Source organism: Azospirillum thermophilum, from assembly GCF_003130795.1.
Taxonomy (GTDB): domain Bacteria; phylum Pseudomonadota; class Alphaproteobacteria; order Azospirillales; family Azospirillaceae; genus Azospirillum; species Azospirillum thermophilum.
Genome location: NZ_CP029355.1, coordinates 61,692 through 77,812 on the forward strand (window position 1 = coordinate 61,692; position 16,121 = coordinate 77,812).

A 16,121-nucleotide genomic window follows, 5' to 3' on the forward strand; every position below is an offset into this window, starting at 1 on the left:
CAACAGAACAGCGACAGCAGGACCGTCTTAGGCCGCTTGGCTATGGTCCGTCACCACCTCCGCCACCAGCTCCGGATTGCGTTCGATCACGAACAGCAGCGTGCGGGTGGCGGGGTCGGGCTGGTAGCGGCCCTGCTCCCAGTCGCGCAGGGTACCGATTGGGAAGCCGAAGCGGTCGGCAAACTCCCGCTGGGTGAGGTTGAGTTTCGCGCGGATGCCGCGGACGCTGACGCCGCCGGGCGGATGGATGATGCGCAGATGCTCCGCCGGGACCTCGGAGAGATCCGGTGCCGCGTCGGGGTTGTCGGCGATCTGCCGGGCGATGTCCTCGTCGGTCATGGCGTCGATGGCGGCCCAATCGGTGGCGGCCAGGGCAGCCTTTTCCTTGTCGGTCAGGGGACGGTTAGCCATAGCGATTGATCTCCCTCCGGTTGGCTTTGCGCATGGAGATGATGTGGCGCCAGCCGCAGCGCGGGGCGTAGGTGCAGACGAACAGGCGACCGTTGATCAGGCCGTAGGCATTGATCCGCAGTTCGCCGTAATCGAAACGGTCGTCAACGGCTTCGGCGACAAGGTTGTCGAACAGGAGGGCGGCGAGGTCGAAGCTGACCTTGTGCTTCTCGATGTTGCTCGCGAACTTGGCTTCGTCCCAGCAGAACATGCCCGCACCCCTGTTGACGGGCCGATAGTACGGGCCACCCGCACCAAGGTCAAGAGATACTACGGGTCGCCCGCACTCACGTCAGCCTGAAGAGACGGGTAAGGTCCGTTACCGCCCGCCGCGCTTGTGGACCTTCTGTCTGAGGTGCGGCGGGATCGCCGTTTCCGCCCAGGCCGGCAGATCGGCGGACAGCTTCTTCACTGCGCCCTGGTCGCGTTTCAGCAGCAGCCGGCGCCGGATGTCCGAGTTGTCGAACACCCAGGCGCGGTGTGCGACGGACAGGGCTTCCGACAGGGCCTCCATGCTGCGGCCATAGCGGCGCAGGATCGCATCCTTCGGCACGTTGTGCCCGCCGCTGCGCACGCGGGCGTGAACGCGCGCCGCCGACAGCGCAACATCGTCCAGCCCGACGAAGATCAGGTTGACCTTGTAGCCGGCCTCGGCCGCCCGGCGCATCAGGGCCAGCTCGCTCTTGCCGGTCAGCGTGGTTTCCATGGCGAAGGTCTCGCGGCGGGCAAGCCGGCCCTCGCGGTCCTCCACCGCCAGCCGGCCGGCGCGCAGGTGGGCGGCCGGGCTGTTCACGTCGCCGGGGTCGAGCTGGCGCGCGATGTCGTCGGCGTTGACGAAGGGGACGCGTCCGATGATGTGGCGGCGGGCGATGGTGGACTTGCCGGCGCCGTTCGGGCCGGCCAGCACCCATAACTGCGGCTGGGTCATGCAGCCAGCAGCCGGATCAGCCTTTCCTCGCCGGTCGAGAAATCGACCAGCTCCTTGCGCCCGTCCGGGTGTTCCTTGATGACGCAGCCCGGCGGGGTGTCACGCTTGCGGTAGTAGATCGGCTCGCCGGCCGCGAGGTGGGCGCGGGCGGCGGCCCCGGCATCCTGTTCAAGCTGGGCATCGAGCCGCATCAGGAACAGGCGCTCCTGATCGGGAGTCATCTTCTCCAGGTTCTCCAGGGTCATTTCCATGACTCAGGTCCGTTCGGTTCGGTGATCCGGTAGTAGATGAAGGATGCAACGAAGTCGATAGCGATGAATATTGCCGCTGCCCCACCATGAAAATGAATAGACTTCCAAGCAGCAGCCCATCCTCCGCCAGCATAGGTGATGAGAGTAAAGGGAATTCCGAGCGCGATAAAAAACCCCCAGGCCATCCGAGCACCTAAGCTGATGATCCGTAGAGCGAGGAGGAATGCTCCAACCGCCAATCCGACGCTCAACCCGGTCAGGAAGCGAAGCAGGAACATGGCGGCGGCCCCCTCAACTCATTCCGTCCAGAGCGCGTTGTGACGCCTCACAGGATCAACAACCTTTGCTCGTCCCATGCTCCACCAGCCGGGCACTCTCTTCAAGCTACCCCTTCGATAGGGCCGGCGGGCCAGCGGTTCAGTCCTGCCCCGTGCGCGGCCCCAGCTCCCTATAGAGCGTGCGGCGGGACACCCGAAACTCACTGCAAATCTGGCTGATCGGCACCGCCGGGTTGGACCACAGCAGCTTGGCGAGCGCCAGCCGGTCGGGGGACAGGACCGGCTTGCGTCCCGGCTTGGCGCCCCGTGCCCGCGCGGCCGCCAGCCCGGCCATGGTGCGCTCTCGGATCAGCCCCCGCTCGAACTCGGCCAGAGCGGCGAACAGGTGGAACAGCAGTCGGCCGGTCGGCGTGGTGGTGTCCAGAGTCTCCGCCAGACTCCGCAGGCCGGCGCCGGCCCGCTCGATCCGGCGCACCAAGTCCAGCAGGTCCAGCAGCGACCGCCCCAGCCGGTCGAGCCGGACGATCACCACCACATCGCCGGGCCGCAGCGACCGCATCATCTCGGCCAGTCCCGGCCGCTCGGCCTTCGCCCCGCTCATCGTGTCGGTGTAGATGCGGGCCGGGTCCACCCCCGCCTCCATCAGCGCCGTGCGTTGCGCCTCAAGGTTCTGATCGGCCGTCGATACGCGCGCGTAGCCTAACAGCATAGTTCCCCGCGTGCCAAAATCCGTCACCACCCTATCATGGTGGCACGCTTGTTGTGGCACGAATTCTGGCACACTGCCCGGTGTTGCGGATCAACGGTCAGGGCGGAGGGGCCGACTCTTCACCCTGGCGTGCCACAAACGGCCATTTATGGCATCTACGCTCTTGCTCAATCGGAATCCGAGTAACAGCGGAACAGGATGCCCATTGGAGAGCACGACCCCGCCATTTTCGAGAAAACCATTCTACAACCTTTTCATGTAGGCGCCTCTGGAACGTTAGCCGATGCGGACCATTGAGAGCTTTGCTCTAGCGGAGAAAATGCGATGCACTACGAGCTGCAAACCCTCGTACTCTGTCCCGACACTAACGATGAGGTGTGTAGCAAGGTTTTGATGAAGGCCGCGAAGGAGCTGGAGGACAAGCTCAGATCGTGCCCCGGGGCGTGGTGTCTGAGGGAACGTAGGTGCTCTTCGGCGAGTTGAAGCCGCCGGTCTACTCCGCTGCGATGGACAGCGGGTCAGCGGTGGGAGGGTGGCACAGCTCGGTCAGGCTTTCCATGGTCATGTAGCGCCGGCACACCGCCCACTCGTCGTGTTGCTCCAGCAGCAAGGCACCGACCAAGCGGGTGACCGCTCCTTCCCCGGGGAAGATGCCGACGACGTTGGTGCGCCGTTTGATCTCGCCGTTCAGGCGTTCCAGCGGATTCGTGGAGTGCAGCTTGGTGCGCAGGTCCTTGGGGTAGGCCATGTAGGCCAGCACGTCGAACTCCGCCTCGTCCATCAGCGCCGCCAGCTTGGAGAACCGCGGCCGCAGGCTGTCGGCAACCCGGCGCCACTGCTCGTGCGCCGCCTCGGCGGTCTCCTGGGCAAACGCGGTGCGGATGGTGGCGGCGACCATCGTCTGGTGCGCCTTGCCCACGCAGGAGAGGAGATTCCGCATGCAATGAACGCGGCACCGCTGGAGTGTCGCGCCCAGCACCTTGGAGGCGGCGGCCTTCAGCCCGAGATGCGCGTCGGCGATCACCAGCTTCACGCCCCGCAGCCCCCGGCGGGTGAGCGAGCGCAGGAAGTCGCTCCAGAAGGTCTCCGCCTCCGACAGCCCGAGGCCGAGCCCCAACACCTCGCGTCGGCCGTCAGTGTTGACGCCGATCGCCAGTATGGCGGCGAGCGAGACGATGCGGCCGTCCTGGCGCACCTTCACGTAGGTCGCGTCCAGCCACACGAACGGCCAGTCGCCCTCCAGCGGGCGGGTCAGGAAGGCCTGCACGCGGTCGTCGATCTCTTCACACAAGCGGCTGACCTGGGACTTGGAGATGCCAGTCATGCCCATTGCCTTGACCAGCTCATCGACGTTGCGCGTCGAGATGCCCTGCACGTAGGCCTCCTGGATCACCGCGATCAGCGCCTTCTCCGCCGTGCGCCGCGGCTCCAGAAAGGCTGGGAAGTAGGAGCCGCGCCGCAGCTTGGGGATGCGCAGGTCGATGGCGCCGGCGCGTGTCTCCCAGGTCCGCTCCCGATATCCGTTGCGCTTGGTCAGCCGCTCGTCCGAGCGCTCACCGTAGCCGGCGCCGGTCAACGCCTCGACTTCCAGTTCCATCAGGCGCTGAGCGGCGAAGCCGACCATCTCGCGCAGGAAGTCGGCGTCGGCGCTCTTCCCAATCAGCTCGTGAAGAGCGATCCTGTCCTCGGTCATCGTGTCACTCCGTCTCGGTTGATGGTCGTCAAGCAACCTCAACTTAGCCGAAGAACACGGTGACCGCCCGTTCCCGGACGGCTGGCCCGCCTGCGCCAGCTATGGGGAGCGCTCCGGCGGGCCAGCCTCACGTCTCAGACACCACTCGGCGGGACACGGCCCAAGCTCAGAGCTGCTGGGGTCGGCTTTGTGGTGGAGGTGCGCGACATCAGACGAGGCACGAAGCTGTTCCGCAGCATCGATCCAGGCCTCTTGAAGGATCGGCGCCCCCCTTCCTCCTAGAACATAGAGGGGTGACGTCATAGAGGGCACGACGCGGAAACTTGCCGATCATCACCTGATCTTGCACCGTGCAAGCCCGGCATGCAGCAGAGAACCGCGACGTCCCCGCTCGTCTCGCCTGCGGGGGCGCGGCTGAGGGCCGTGAACTGGACGCGACCTGTCGGAGCTTCCAAACCCCTTCCGTCACAGACTGTCGAGGGACGGAAGTAAGCTCGTGGATCGGTAGAATGACAAGTGACAGCTCCACCAGCTCAGAGGCTGAGGCCAGGGGGAAAAAGCTGTCCGATCAGGGAGTGCGGTGACATTACGGCATGACGGGACATCAACCGGAAACCAGACCAATGGGCTACCGAGCGGGATGTGGGAAAAATCGAGCCGCTGTCAGTCACCTCGACCTGTCGGACAAGTTCCGGAATGAAGATGCAGGAATGAGCAAAGAACATTGCGCAAAACGACACTGATGCGGGACTTATAGCGCTTCGAAGTATATCTCGCTCAATATCTATCATACAATGATATGTCGATCTGTTGTTTTCAAGAAATACAGCGTTAATCCTGCGGGTGATTTTGTCAATATTTTATAGACGTGAAATGATTCGCTTTTTTTGTGGCCGATATTGCTTGAATATCATAGCGGAAATATAATCAATCATTACTATTGTTTAAGAAATTTGTCTAATCATGAGCACATAGTGAACCATTCAGAGAATGGAGGTGCTCATCCGCCTTCATTCAATGGGCCTGTCTCGCTTTGAAAAGCGAGCACGGCGCGGAAGGGCTCGTCAAAATGCAGATCAAATCGCTACAGGTGAAAATTGCGTCCCTTTCGGGACTTTGCGTCGCGGGCACGATCGCCGTCTTGGTAGGGTTCGGTATTGCCTCGACCAATGCGACGAACGAGTTCGTTGGGCAAAACGTCTCCGACATTCTGGAGAAGAAGACGAAGGAAGCCATTCAGAACCTGGCTTCCACCCAGGCGGGCCTGATCCGCTCGGAGTTCGAAACGGCGCTCAACGCCGCCCGGACCATGGCGCACAGCTTCGCGACCATGATCGATCCCAAGAACCCCGGGGCCGTTCCGGTGGATCAGCGCCGCGAGGCGCTGAACGGGATGCTGCTGAACGTGCTGAAGAACAACGAACTGTTCAACGGTACCTATACCGCCTGGGAGCCCGATGCGCTCGATGGGCGGGATGAGCAGTTCCGCAACAAGCGTGAGACCGGCACCGACGGCACCGGCCGCTTCATTCCCTACTGGAACCGCGACCAGAATGGCCGCATCGCCATGCAGCCGCTCGTCGAGTACGACAGCCGCGACCTGCACCCCAACGGCGTCATGAAGGGCGGCTGGTACATCGGTCCCAAGGAAAACGGCAAGGAAAGCGTGCTCGACCCGCTGCCCTACATCGTGCAGGGCAAGCAGGTCTTCCTCGCCACCCTCTCCGTACCGATCAAGTTGGACGGCAAGTTCTACGGCGTGGCCGGCGCCGACTTCAACCTGGACTTCGTCCAGAAGCTGACGACCCAGGTCAGCAAGTCGATCTTCGATGGCCGCAACGAAGTGGTGATCGTGTCCAACATGGGCCTGATCGTCGCGCACAGCACGAAGCCGGAACTGATCGGCCAATCCCTGTCGAAGATCAACAGCGGCTGGGAGCAGGATCTGGCCGTCGTCCGCTCCGGCCAGCCGAAGGTGGAGATCGAGCCAAGCTCGAAGATGCTGCGGACCTTCGCCCCGATCCAACTCGGCCATACCGGCAAGCCGTGGGCGGTGCTGATCCAGGTTCCGCAGAGTGTGGTTCTGGCCGACAGCGTCACGCTCGACGCCGCGCTGAACGACCGGGCGAACTCGAGCGTGCTGTGGCAGGTCGCCATCGCCCTGCTGGTGGCGGTCGCCGCGGTCGGCGTGATGTGGGTGATGGCCGGCGGCGTCGCCCGCCCGATCCGCGCCTGCGTCGGCTTCGCCGAGGGAATCGCCGCCGGCCGCTTCGACCAGACGCTGGAGGTCAAGCAGGTGGACGAGGTGGGGCTTCTGGCCGATGCGCTGCGCAAGATGCTGGCCGACCTCGTGCGGATGAACGCGCAGCGGACCGAGGACCAGAAGCGGGCGGAGGAGGAGCGGCGGACCGCCATGCTGCAACTCGCCGACGACCTGGAGGCCCGCGTGATGAGCGTCGTGGAGGGGGTGGACGGTGCCGCCCGCGCCATGAGCACGACGGCCCAGAGCATGACCAGCACCGCGCACCAGACCAGCCAGCAGGCCACCGTCGTCGCGTCGGCGTCGGAAGAGGCCAACGTGAACGTCCAGACCGTCGCCGCCGCGACCGAGGAGCTGTCCGGATCGATCCGCGAGATCGGTCAGCAGGTCAACCGGTCCGCCGACATCGCCCGCGAGGCCGTCAGCGCGGCGCAGCAGGCGAACGGACAGGTGATGGGCCTGAACGAGGCCGCGATGAAGATCGGCACGGTCGTGCAGCTCATCCAGTCGATCGCCGCCCAGACCAACCTGCTGGCGCTGAACGCCACGATCGAGGCGGCCCGCGCCGGCGAGGCGGGCAAGGGCTTCGCCGTGGTCGCCGGCGAGGTCAAGAACCTCGCCAACCAGACCGCCAAGGCCACCGAGGAGATCGCCGGCCAGGTCAACGACATGCAGCGCGTGACCAACGAGACGACGACGGTGATCAAGGGGGTCGGCAGCATCATCGGCCAGATCAACGACATCGCCACCGCCATTGCCGCTGCGGTGGAGGAACAGAACGCCGCGACGCTGGAGATCGCCCGCAATGTCCAGCAGGCGGCCAGCGGCACGCAGCAGGTTACGTCGAACATCGACGGTGTCCGTCAGGCCGCATCGGAAGCCAGCGAGTCCGCCGGGCAGGTGCTGACCGTCTCCGGCCAGCTCGCCGACGAATCGACCCGGCTGCGCGACGTGGTGACGAGCTTCCTATCGAAGGTTCGCGCCGCCTGATCGAGACAGAATGGCCTGAAACGGAAAGAGCCGGGGATTTTTCCCTGGCTCTCTTTTTGGAAGCGGCGTCAGCTCGTCGATCTACCCTAGGACCTAAGGGTGACATGACCTGGTCCGATAAAGTGACAGCGTGCATGTCAACGCGGCCGAGGGCTTCAATGATCGTGTTCGGCGCACGATTGTCGGCACCTTGCCACCATCCATCGAGGAGCAGGGCGCGGCGACCAACGAGATCGCCCGTAGCGTGCAGCAGGCGGCCGGCGGCACCCAGGGGGTCTCCAACAACATCGGTCAGGTGACGCAGCCGCCGGGGAAACCGGCAGTGCCGCCAGCCAGGTGATGTCCGCCTCCGGCGAACTGGTCCGTCAGGCGGAGTCGCTGCGTCACGACGTCGAGCAGTTCCTCACCGCCATCAAGGCTGCCTGATCGTTTGCCTGGCATCATGTCCCATGCCGCAGCCCCCTCCTCCGGAGGGTGTTGCGGCATGGGCATTTCAGCCCCGGCAGCACGTGATCTCTATATAGTTAGTTTAGCTGCTAAACCATGTTTGTAACCTGTTCGTTCATATTGCCAAGTTACATTCTGCGGTCCCATATTCAAGGGTAGTTACCCGCACATTCCCTCAACGGCAGACGCTGTTTTCCGCATGAGGCCCGGCACGCCGATGCGTGTCGGGCTCTTTTCTCGACGCTGCTGCAGTTGGCTGCAGCCTATCTGGTGTTCCGCTCCCAGAGATGGCAACCTCCACTATAATCGTTCGGAACGGCCTGTCCATGTGGTCCTGACTGCTTTGCACCCTGGAGCAAGCGTTCCGCGGCACTGGCGATATCATTGGCCATGGCCAGCAGTTCCCGGATCGCCTCGGTCTCACCCGCCAAGTCCAGGTTGGCCAGATCGAGAAGCTGTCGTGGCACCGGCTTCAGGACAGCGTGCAGCTGATGCAGGCGTTGAACAACCTCATCAGACGGACGGACCACCCAGGCTCTTCCGAACGGCAGGTCGACGAGGTGCCAGCCGAAGGAGGCGGGAGGAGACAGATGCAGCCCTCTGACGACGCGCTCTACACCACGTTCGACCGTAGCGCGGCCAAGGATGCGGCCGGCGTGATAGATCAGACAGGCGCCACGCGGCATCTCGGCGCGACGCGGTTGGACCCAGGGCTGCCAGCCTTCCCCCTCGCACTCCAGCACGACCGCGCCGGAGAACTTGCCGGGCTCGCCGATCGAATGTTCGATGACCGGATCGAGGACGATATCAACAACACGAAGCCGAAGGACTGCTGAGGGATCATCAGTCTGGTGGAACCTTTTCTTGAGAAACCGGATACCACCCATGTGCTGGAGCGCCGGAATCAGCACGGGCAAGGGCACCTCGGCATTGCTGTACGTTGTCCGTTGCTGCCAGCTCGGATGGCCCACCAGGTCCCCGTCATCGAAACGCAGGGTGAGGCTCCAGTCGGTGATGGTCCCATCGCCGCCGCACGCGTGTACCGCGGCCCGGATTTGAGACACCCGGCTGGGCTTCTTCAGGCGGCCAAGGGTAGCTCGGCGCACGACGGCTGATCAACCCGAAGTTGGTCGGCGCGCACCTGGGCCGGAGTGCGGTGTCCATGCCGGGCGACGAGCCAGGTTTCGTTGTAGTGGCGGGCGAACTCGACCAGAGCGCGGCGCAGCTCCTCGATGGTGTCGAAGGTGTGGACCCAGAGGAAGTTCTCCTTGAGCGTCCGGATGAAGCGCTCGGCCACGCCGTTGCCCTCCGGCTCGCGCACAAAGGACGGTGAACTGGTGATGCCCAGGCATGTGATCTCGGCTTGGAAGTCGCCGGACATGTGGTTCGAGCCGTGATCGTGGCGCAGCTTCAGCCCGGTCGCGACGCCCGGGCCGATGGCGCCGAAGTGGCGCAGCACGCCTTGGCGGACCGGCTCCAGGGCCTCGAAGCGGTTGCCGCTTTTCGAGGCGTGAATGCCGACTACCTCGGAGTTGGCGTGATCGACCGCGATGAAGACGCGCGCCACGCCCTCGGCCACGGTGATCGTCTCGCTCATGTCGGTGCCCCACATCGTGTTCACCGTCTCGGTGACGATGGTGCCGTCGTGCGCCCGTGCGCGCCGCCGCCCGACCCGATGCGGCGCCAGCAGCCCGTGTGCGCCCATCAGCCGCCTTACCCGGCGGGCCGAGGTGCGGATCCCCGCAAAGCGCAGACGCGCCCAGATCTTGCGATATCCCTCGCCATGGAAGCGCGAGACGAGGATCTGCTGGCGGATGTGCTCGACCAACTCGGCATCCGAGCAGGGGCCGAGCGGACCTCGGCGCCCGGGCATCGGTGCCGGGCCGACCGCCCGGTGGCGATACACAGTGGCGCGGGATACCCGCCACGTCCGAGCAACCCGGGCCAGACCGTAGGGGCGACCGGTGGAGGGCGAGGTGGTCCGGCTCATCGCCTCGGCCTCCGTCGGGCCAAAGGGCGTTTGCCCTCCAGGGCGGCGATCTTTTCCTCCAGCAGCTCGTTGGCCATCGTGATCTCGCCGACCTTGGCCTTCAGGCGCGCGATCTCCTCATCGCGCTCGTCGCGTTCGCGTTCCTTCATGGCGGACGCGGCCGCCGCCAGGGCGCGCTCGCGCCACTCCGACAGGCGCGCCACCGTGACGTTCAGCTCGCGGGCGACCACCTCCAGCGGTTCGCCGCGCAGCAGGCGCGTGACCGCCGCCACCTTGCGCGCCGCGGAGAAGCGTTGGGGCGTGCTGGCGTCCGCGCCCGAGGGGGCGCCTGAGCCAGCGTGGTGGGCGCGCTCCGGCGCCCCCTCGGGCTTACCCCCCTGTTCCTTGTCCATCTCAATGACCTCCGGTTGCGGTTCAATCTACCGCAGCCGGGTGTCTCATCGAACCGTACCGCGCCCCACATTGTCTTCCGCTGATCAGTGGAGAAATTTTATTCCATGGCCATATGAATAAATTTCCCCCCTCTTATCATGTGACAACATTCACTGCTGCACGTCGGTGTGGCATGGAATATTTTTCCAGAACAGCAATTTCTCCTGCATCATTCTGATGCAGCATACATTAATATGCGCGGCAATCTCTATCCTGTTGCACAATACAATCATGGATCGGATCGCCCATTTCCTGCTCGTGCACGATCAGCCTCTGGTAACCGACACCCTGTCCGTCCTGCTGACCAATCTCACCGGCGGCGCCCGGATCAGTCTGCTGTCGGACATGCCGTCCCTGCTGCGCAGTAGCCTTCCGGAGCGGGCAGCGGTGATCGGCGAGCTCCGCTTGCTGGATGCTGATCCACTTTCGATGGTCCACCAGCTCATGGACCGGGCGCCGGACCTGCGGATCGTCCTCACCTTCTCGAGCGCACCGCCGCAACTGCTGCAGGCCTTGCTCGCCGCCGGCCTATACGGCTTAATCCCCAATGATCTGAACGGGCGGGCGACGCGGGCGGCTTTGTCGTTGGTCCTGATGGGCGAGCGCTTCATTCCCGCCGCCATCCTCAAGGCTGGGCGTCCTGGAGCCACCGTTCCTCCCGACGCTCACCGCAATCCGTGTGGTCAGCGGCTCGACCACGCTTTGAGCCGGCGCGAGCAGGCCATCCTGCGGATGGCCTCAGAGGGGTTGGCAAACCGGATGATCGCCGGGCACCTGACGATCAGTGAGAAGACCGTCAAGGCCCACCTCTCTAGCGCCTACCGCAAGCTTGGCATCCGTAACCGGCTGCAGGCGGCCTGCCTCCTGCGCGACGACATACGCTGAGGCTGGTCCTGACCGCGGCACAATGCAGCCTTACGTCATGCCCTTATCTTGAGATGATCGTCGGTATAGCGCCACCACTGGGGGCTGATCCTGTTTCTGGTTCACGGCTAGGGTTTTCCAAATCTCCGAACATTCACAGGAATGGGAGTCGGTCGATGGTACAGCAACCGGATCAGGGCCAGGGCGGGCCGCCCTACAAAGATGTCCAGCTCTCCGCCATGGTGTCCAATCATGTCCGGCGGGCGGTGCGGTTGCGCGCCGCGCTGGAGGGCATCACGGTGCGCTGCCTGCTACTCCGCCTTATCCGACAGGCCGGTATCGCCGAGATCGACGAGGGCGAACTGGTCGACCGCAGGGCCGCCGGCGACACCAGGCTCCAGCCCTTAACATGATCGTCCGCCGCAGGAAGACACAGCCGGCGGGTCGACTGTCGACACAGGCGCCGCTGTTCTTGCTGCTGATGGTGCTGCCGCTGCTCGGCTTCAGCCTCTACAGCGAGCTGTCCCACATGGCCGAGCGCGAAGCGGCGCTGCATGACGAGGCCAGGCGGTGGCTGAGCGTTATCGAGGACGAGGAGGCACATGTCTTCACCGAGACCGATCGTCTGCTTGATCTGCTGATCGACAGCGGTACCGCCGCCCTGGCGCCGGATGCCTGCATGGCGACTCTGGCCCGCCAAGCCGGGCGTTACCCGAACTATCTCACGGTCACCATCACCGGCGCCGACGGCGTCATCCGCTGCGCCTCCACATCCGCGGCCCTCGGCTTCTCCATCGCCGATCGGCCGACCTTTCTCCATGTCCGCGACAAGGGCGGCGGCATCACCGGCGTCAGCGCGCCGTCGCGCTATTCGGGCAAGCTGATGATCCCGCTGGTGAAGCGCTATGACGATGCCGGCGGCCGCTTTGCCGGTGCCGTCACCGGCCTCATCGACGTCGGCTGGCTCGAGGATCTGATCCAGCGCAAGCCGCTGCCCCCCGACACCAGCCTGCTGATCGCCGACCGGGCCGGCGTCGTCTTCGCACGCGCCCCCCATGATGGCGGGCGGCGCAGCCTGCTGCCCGAGCATCTGCGTCCTCTGCTCATCGCCGCCCAGCCGGGGGTTGGGGAGATCCGCGAGGGGCAGCGACGGCTGATCACCGCCTGGTCGCCCTTCGGCAACGGGCTGAAGGACACGCTGACGATCCTCAGCATTGACCGCGACGTCCGCATGGCGCCGATCTCCCGGGCCGCCTTGAGGTCCGTACTGCTGTCTGCGGCGGTGGTGTTGGGCGCGGTCGCCGCCTCCGGCCTAGCGCTACACCGTTATCTGCGCTACCGCGAGCGGGTCGAGCAAGCCTTGCGGCGGGCACAGGAGCATCTCAGCTTGGTGCTGTCCTCGGTGGAGGCTGGCGTGTGGGAGTGGGATGTCCGCACCGACCAAGTGACTTGGTCAACCGGCCTCTACCGTCTGTTCGGCGTTGATAACGGTTTCACGCCCAGCTTCACCTCCTGGCTGGAGCGGCTGCCGGCGGACGAGCAGACCGCGATGCACGGGCTGATCCAGGACCTGTTCTCCCGGAGGCAGACGGAGTACCGGCTCGAGCACCGGATCCTGCGGTCCAATGGGGAGGCCTGCTGGCTGCTCAGCCTGGGCCGGGTGTTCTACGGCCACGGCGGCGAGGCGGAGCGGATGGTCGGACTGACGGTGGACGTCACCCGGAGCAAAAAGGCCGAGCAGGCCCTGCGGCAGAGCGAGGAGCACTACCGCAGCCTGGTGGAGTCGCAGACCGACATCGTGGTGCGCCTGGATACCCAGGGCCGCTATACCTTCGTCAACGACACGGCCTGCCGCGTTTTCGGCCGACCGTATGATGAATTGATCGGGTCACACTGGCAGGAGTTTACGGTCGACGAGGATGTCGAATCTGTCAAAGTAGCGATCGGCCGCATGGAACAAGACCCTTCTTGCCGTGTGGTGGTCGAAGCACGGGTCCGAGCAGGCAGAGTGACTCGTTGGTATTTGTGGGAGGGTGGGCAAACCTTTGACGAGCAAGGGCGCTTCACTGAACTCCAGGCGGTGGGGCGCGACATCACCGACCGCAAGCTGATGGAGGAGCGGCTGTGCCTCGCCAAAAAGGAGGCCGAGTTGGCTGCCAGTTCGAAGTCGCGCTTCCTCGCCGCCGCCAGCCACGACCTGCGCCAACCGATGCAGTCTCTGATACTGTTCGCCGCGGCGCTGCACCGGCATGTCGACGCGCAGGGACAGGAACAGCTCGACCATCTCGAACGCAGCCTGGAAGCTCTGAAGGGCCTGCTCGACAGCCTGCTCGACGTCTCCCGGCTGGATGCCGGGCTGGTGCGGCCGCAGATCGTCGACATCCCCTTGAGCGCCGTGCTGGATGAGCTGGACGCCGCCTACCGGCCGATCGCCGAGGAGCGTGGGCTGAGCTGGTCGATCATAGGGTGCGCGGGGACGGTGCACAGCGACCGCATCCTGCTGGCGCGCCTGCTGCGCAACCTTGTCGAGAATGCCCTGCGCTACACCCGAGCGGGCGGTGTGACGATCCGCTGCCGGCGCGACGGCGACCATCTCCTCATTGAGGTGAAGGACACCGGGATCGGTATTCCCGACGATCAGCGCGAACGCATCTTCGAGGAGTTCGTCCAGATCGGCAATGTGGAGCGCAACCGCCGGCAGGGACTCGGCCTCGGGCTGGCTATTGTGCGCCGCATCGCCCGGTTGCTCGACTACCGGATCGACGTATGGTCACAGGAGGGCAAGGGCTCGCTGTTCTCGGTCCGGGTGCCGCGTGGATCGGACGAGCGCCCGCAGCCGACCGTCGGGACCGCCGATAGGCCTCCGGTGCCACGACTGCGGCCTGACCAGCTCATCCTGGTGATCGACGACGAGGTGCTGGTGGGGCTGGCGCTGCAGGCAATCCTGCAGGACTGGGGATGCGAGGTGCTCACCGCGACCACCATCGACGAAGCGCTCGAGCGGCTGCGCCGAACCAGTCGCTGCCCCGACATCATCCTGGCCGACTACCGTCTTGGCGGCGGGGTGCTCGGCACAGAGGCGATCACCCGGTTACGCCATGTCTGCGGCCGGGACATTCCGGCGCTGCTGCTGACGGGAGAAACCGCGCCGGCCGAGTTGCGCGAGGCGGCAACCAGAGGGCTGAGCATTCTGCACAAGCCGGTGACGCCCCACCACCTCGCCGAGGCCCTGAACGCCCTCCCGCTCGATCAGGCCGGATGAGGAAGACCACTGCCGAGGTCGGCGGGCGAGGCGTCGAGAGGACAGGTGACCCCCGACCTGAAATCCCCTCCGGGCAAAATGCGAGTTTTCCGGCAGGATTGATGACTTGAAGCGGGGAGATCGTGTCGATGAGGACATCGAAGTACACCGAGGAGCAGATCGCGTTCGCCCTTCGGCAGGCGGACCTGGGAACCCCAGTGGCGGAGGTTTGCCGGAAGATGGGGGTGAGCGAGGCGACGTATTTCCGCTGGAAACAGAAGTACGGCGGGCTGGGGCCTTCCGAGCTGCGCAAGATGCGCCAACTCGAGGAGGAAAACCTCAAGCTCAAGCGTCTGGTCGCTGACCTGAGCCTGGATAAGGCGATGCTCCAGGAGGTGCTGGCAAAAAAAGCCTGACGCCTGGTCGGCGGCGGGAGATCATCCGGTGGCTGCAGGATCGCTACCGGGTGAGCGAACGCCGGAGCTGTGCGGCGCTGCGCTTTGACCGCAGTTCGCACCGCTACAAGACGATCCGGGACGACTAGGCGCCACTGCGCCAGCGGATCAAGGAGATTGCCGCCACGCGGATCCGCTACGGCTACCGACGGATCCACATCCTGCTGCGGCGGGAGGGCTGGATGATCAACGAGAAGCGGGTCCGCCGCTTGTACGGGGAGGAGGGCCTTAATCTGCGCCAGAAGCGCCCGCGGCGGCATGTGATGGCGGCTCGCCGCCGGGAGCTCAGCACGCTCACCGCGGCCAACGAGGTGTGGGCAATGGACTTTGTCTCGGATGCGCTCTTCAACGGAAAGCGCTTCCGGGCGTTGACCATCGTCGATGCCTTCACCCGGGAATGTCTGGCCATCGAAGTCGATCGCGGCCTGCGGGGTGACGATGTGGTGGCGGTGCTGGAGCGGCAGAGATTCCTGCGGGACCGGGTGCCGGCGATGATCCGGGTCGACAACGGCCCGGAATTCGTCTCGCGGGTGCTGGACCACTGTACCCCTCCGCCGAGTCTGCTAATTACCCACATCGTCGAGAGTGAGGGTGGCGCCGAGAACGATATCGGTCAGGCGCGTCATGCCGCGCCATAGGACCCTGTCGCCGGGTGGCGGGTCCCCCGCGCGGGCGAGCCAGCCGCCGAGCCTTGCGATCTTCCGCACGTAGCTGGCCAAATCTCGAATACGGGGCTGGTTGGAGCCGCGGTCGGGAACCACGCGATCGAGGACCGCGGTTTCGATTCCGGTCAAGGCGACACCCGGTTCGGCATCCGGCACCACCCGGTTCATCATCCGCAACCAGAAGACGCGCCAGCCCACGATGCACAGGACAGCAATCAGCTTCACCAGGCGCTCAGCCGTCCGGAGCCGCGCTGCCTCCACTTTGCACCCCGACTTCATAATCTTGTGGAATTCCTCCACGCGCCACCGCATAGCGTACCAGCGCAGCTTCTCCACAGCAGAGGCGGTGTCGGTGACTGGCAGGTCGGTGGCAATCTTCCAGTCGATGCGTGGGCGGTTCTCGGGTTGATCTGGTTCCCGGGCGTACAAGATTGTCAGGTCGAGGGCAGGATAGCGCTTTTCCTTCCC

General features: G+C 64.8%; 14 protein-coding genes and 2 pseudogenes. 6 read left to right on the plus strand and 10 right to left on the minus strand.

What is annotated here, in order from left to right:
- Positions 1-27 precede the first annotated feature (27 nt).
- From DEW08_RS21195 to DEW08_RS21220, 7 genes are all read right to left on the minus strand, one after another.
- Complete coding sequence (locus tag DEW08_RS21195) at positions 28-411, minus strand: helix-turn-helix domain-containing protein (RefSeq protein ID WP_109331077.1); 384 nt, start codon at positions 409-411, stop codon at positions 28-30.
- A complete protein-coding gene (locus DEW08_RS21200) occupies positions 404-661 on the minus strand; it encodes a BrnT family toxin (protein ID WP_109331079.1) in 258 nt (85 codons plus the stop codon). The genes DEW08_RS21195 and DEW08_RS21200 overlap by 8 nt, the downstream gene beginning before the upstream one ends.
- Positions 662-769: 108 nt before the next feature.
- Positions 770-1,378, minus strand: a complete 609-nt coding sequence (locus DEW08_RS21205) for an ATPase (protein WP_109331081.1) — start codon at positions 1,376-1,378, stop codon at positions 770-772.
- On the minus strand, positions 1,375-1,629 hold the full coding sequence (locus DEW08_RS21210; protein WP_109331083.1) for a hypothetical protein: 255 nt from the start codon (positions 1,627-1,629) through the stop codon (positions 1,375-1,377). Before DEW08_RS21210 ends, DEW08_RS21205 begins: the two co-directional genes overlap by 4 nt.
- On the minus strand, positions 1,620-1,907 hold the full coding sequence (locus tag DEW08_RS30810; protein ID WP_146214745.1) for a hypothetical protein: 288 nt from the start codon (positions 1,905-1,907) through the stop codon (positions 1,620-1,622). Before DEW08_RS30810 ends, DEW08_RS21210 begins: the two co-directional genes overlap by 10 nt.
- A gap of 139 nt (positions 1,908-2,046) precedes the next feature.
- Positions 2,047-2,616: a recombinase family protein gene (locus DEW08_RS21215; RefSeq protein WP_109331085.1), complete on the minus strand. Its 570-nt coding sequence runs from the start codon at positions 2,614-2,616 to the stop codon at positions 2,047-2,049.
- 493 nt (positions 2,617-3,109) lie between these two features.
- A complete protein-coding gene (locus tag DEW08_RS21220; protein WP_109329025.1) occupies positions 3,110-4,309 on the minus strand; it encodes an IS256 family transposase in 1,200 nt (399 codons plus the stop codon).
- A gap of 1,141 nt (positions 4,310-5,450) precedes the next feature.
- Between DEW08_RS21220 and DEW08_RS21225 the strand changes: the two genes are divergently transcribed.
- On the plus strand, positions 5,451-7,559 hold the full coding sequence (locus DEW08_RS21225) for a methyl-accepting chemotaxis protein (RefSeq protein WP_483860832.1): 2,109 nt from the start codon (positions 5,451-5,453) through the stop codon (positions 7,557-7,559).
- Between the two features lie 130 nt (positions 7,560-7,689).
- On the plus strand, positions 7,690-7,899 hold the full coding sequence (locus tag DEW08_RS33565) for a hypothetical protein (protein WP_181449470.1): 210 nt from the start codon (positions 7,690-7,692) through the stop codon (positions 7,897-7,899).
- Between the two features lie 370 nt (positions 7,900-8,269).
- Here DEW08_RS33565 and DEW08_RS30815 read toward each other — a convergent pair whose 3' ends face one another.
- Together DEW08_RS30815 and DEW08_RS33895 are read right to left on the minus strand one after the other, a co-directional pair.
- Positions 8,270-9,070, minus strand: a complete 801-nt coding sequence (locus DEW08_RS30815) for a hypothetical protein (protein ID WP_146214746.1) — start codon at positions 9,068-9,070, stop codon at positions 8,270-8,272.
- Between the two features lie 14 nt (positions 9,071-9,084).
- Positions 9,085-10,316 (minus strand): annotated as a pseudogene (locus DEW08_RS33895) (IS3 family transposase); the annotation flags it as partial.
- Between the two features lie 343 nt (positions 10,317-10,659).
- Here DEW08_RS33895 and DEW08_RS21250 point away from each other — a divergent pair.
- The 4 genes and pseudogenes from DEW08_RS21250 to DEW08_RS32730 all read left to right on the plus strand — a co-directional run.
- On the plus strand, positions 10,660-11,313 hold the full coding sequence (locus DEW08_RS21250) for a response regulator transcription factor (RefSeq protein ID WP_168220471.1): 654 nt from the start codon (positions 10,660-10,662) through the stop codon (positions 11,311-11,313).
- Positions 11,314-11,468: 155 nt separating this feature from the next.
- Positions 11,469-11,705 (plus strand): hypothetical protein, encoded by a 237-nt coding sequence (locus DEW08_RS21255; protein ID WP_109331094.1) that lies wholly within the window; start codon positions 11,469-11,471, stop codon positions 11,703-11,705.
- Complete coding sequence (locus tag DEW08_RS21260; RefSeq protein WP_146214747.1) at positions 11,702-14,554, plus strand: ATP-binding protein; 2,853 nt, start codon at positions 11,702-11,704, stop codon at positions 14,552-14,554. Before DEW08_RS21255 ends, DEW08_RS21260 begins: the two co-directional genes overlap by 4 nt.
- A 128-nt stretch (positions 14,555-14,682) precedes the next feature.
- A pseudogene (locus tag DEW08_RS32730) lies at positions 14,683-15,527 on the plus strand (IS3 family transposase); the annotation flags it as partial.
- 24 nt (positions 15,528-15,551) lie between these two features.
- Here the strand turns inward: DEW08_RS32730 and DEW08_RS33305 are convergent.
- Positions 15,552-16,082 carry an IS4 family transposase gene (locus DEW08_RS33305; RefSeq protein WP_281262066.1) on the minus strand — a complete coding sequence of 177 codons (531 nt, stop codon included), beginning with the start codon at positions 16,080-16,082 and terminating at the stop codon, positions 15,552-15,554.
- Positions 16,083-16,121 lie beyond the last annotated feature (39 nt).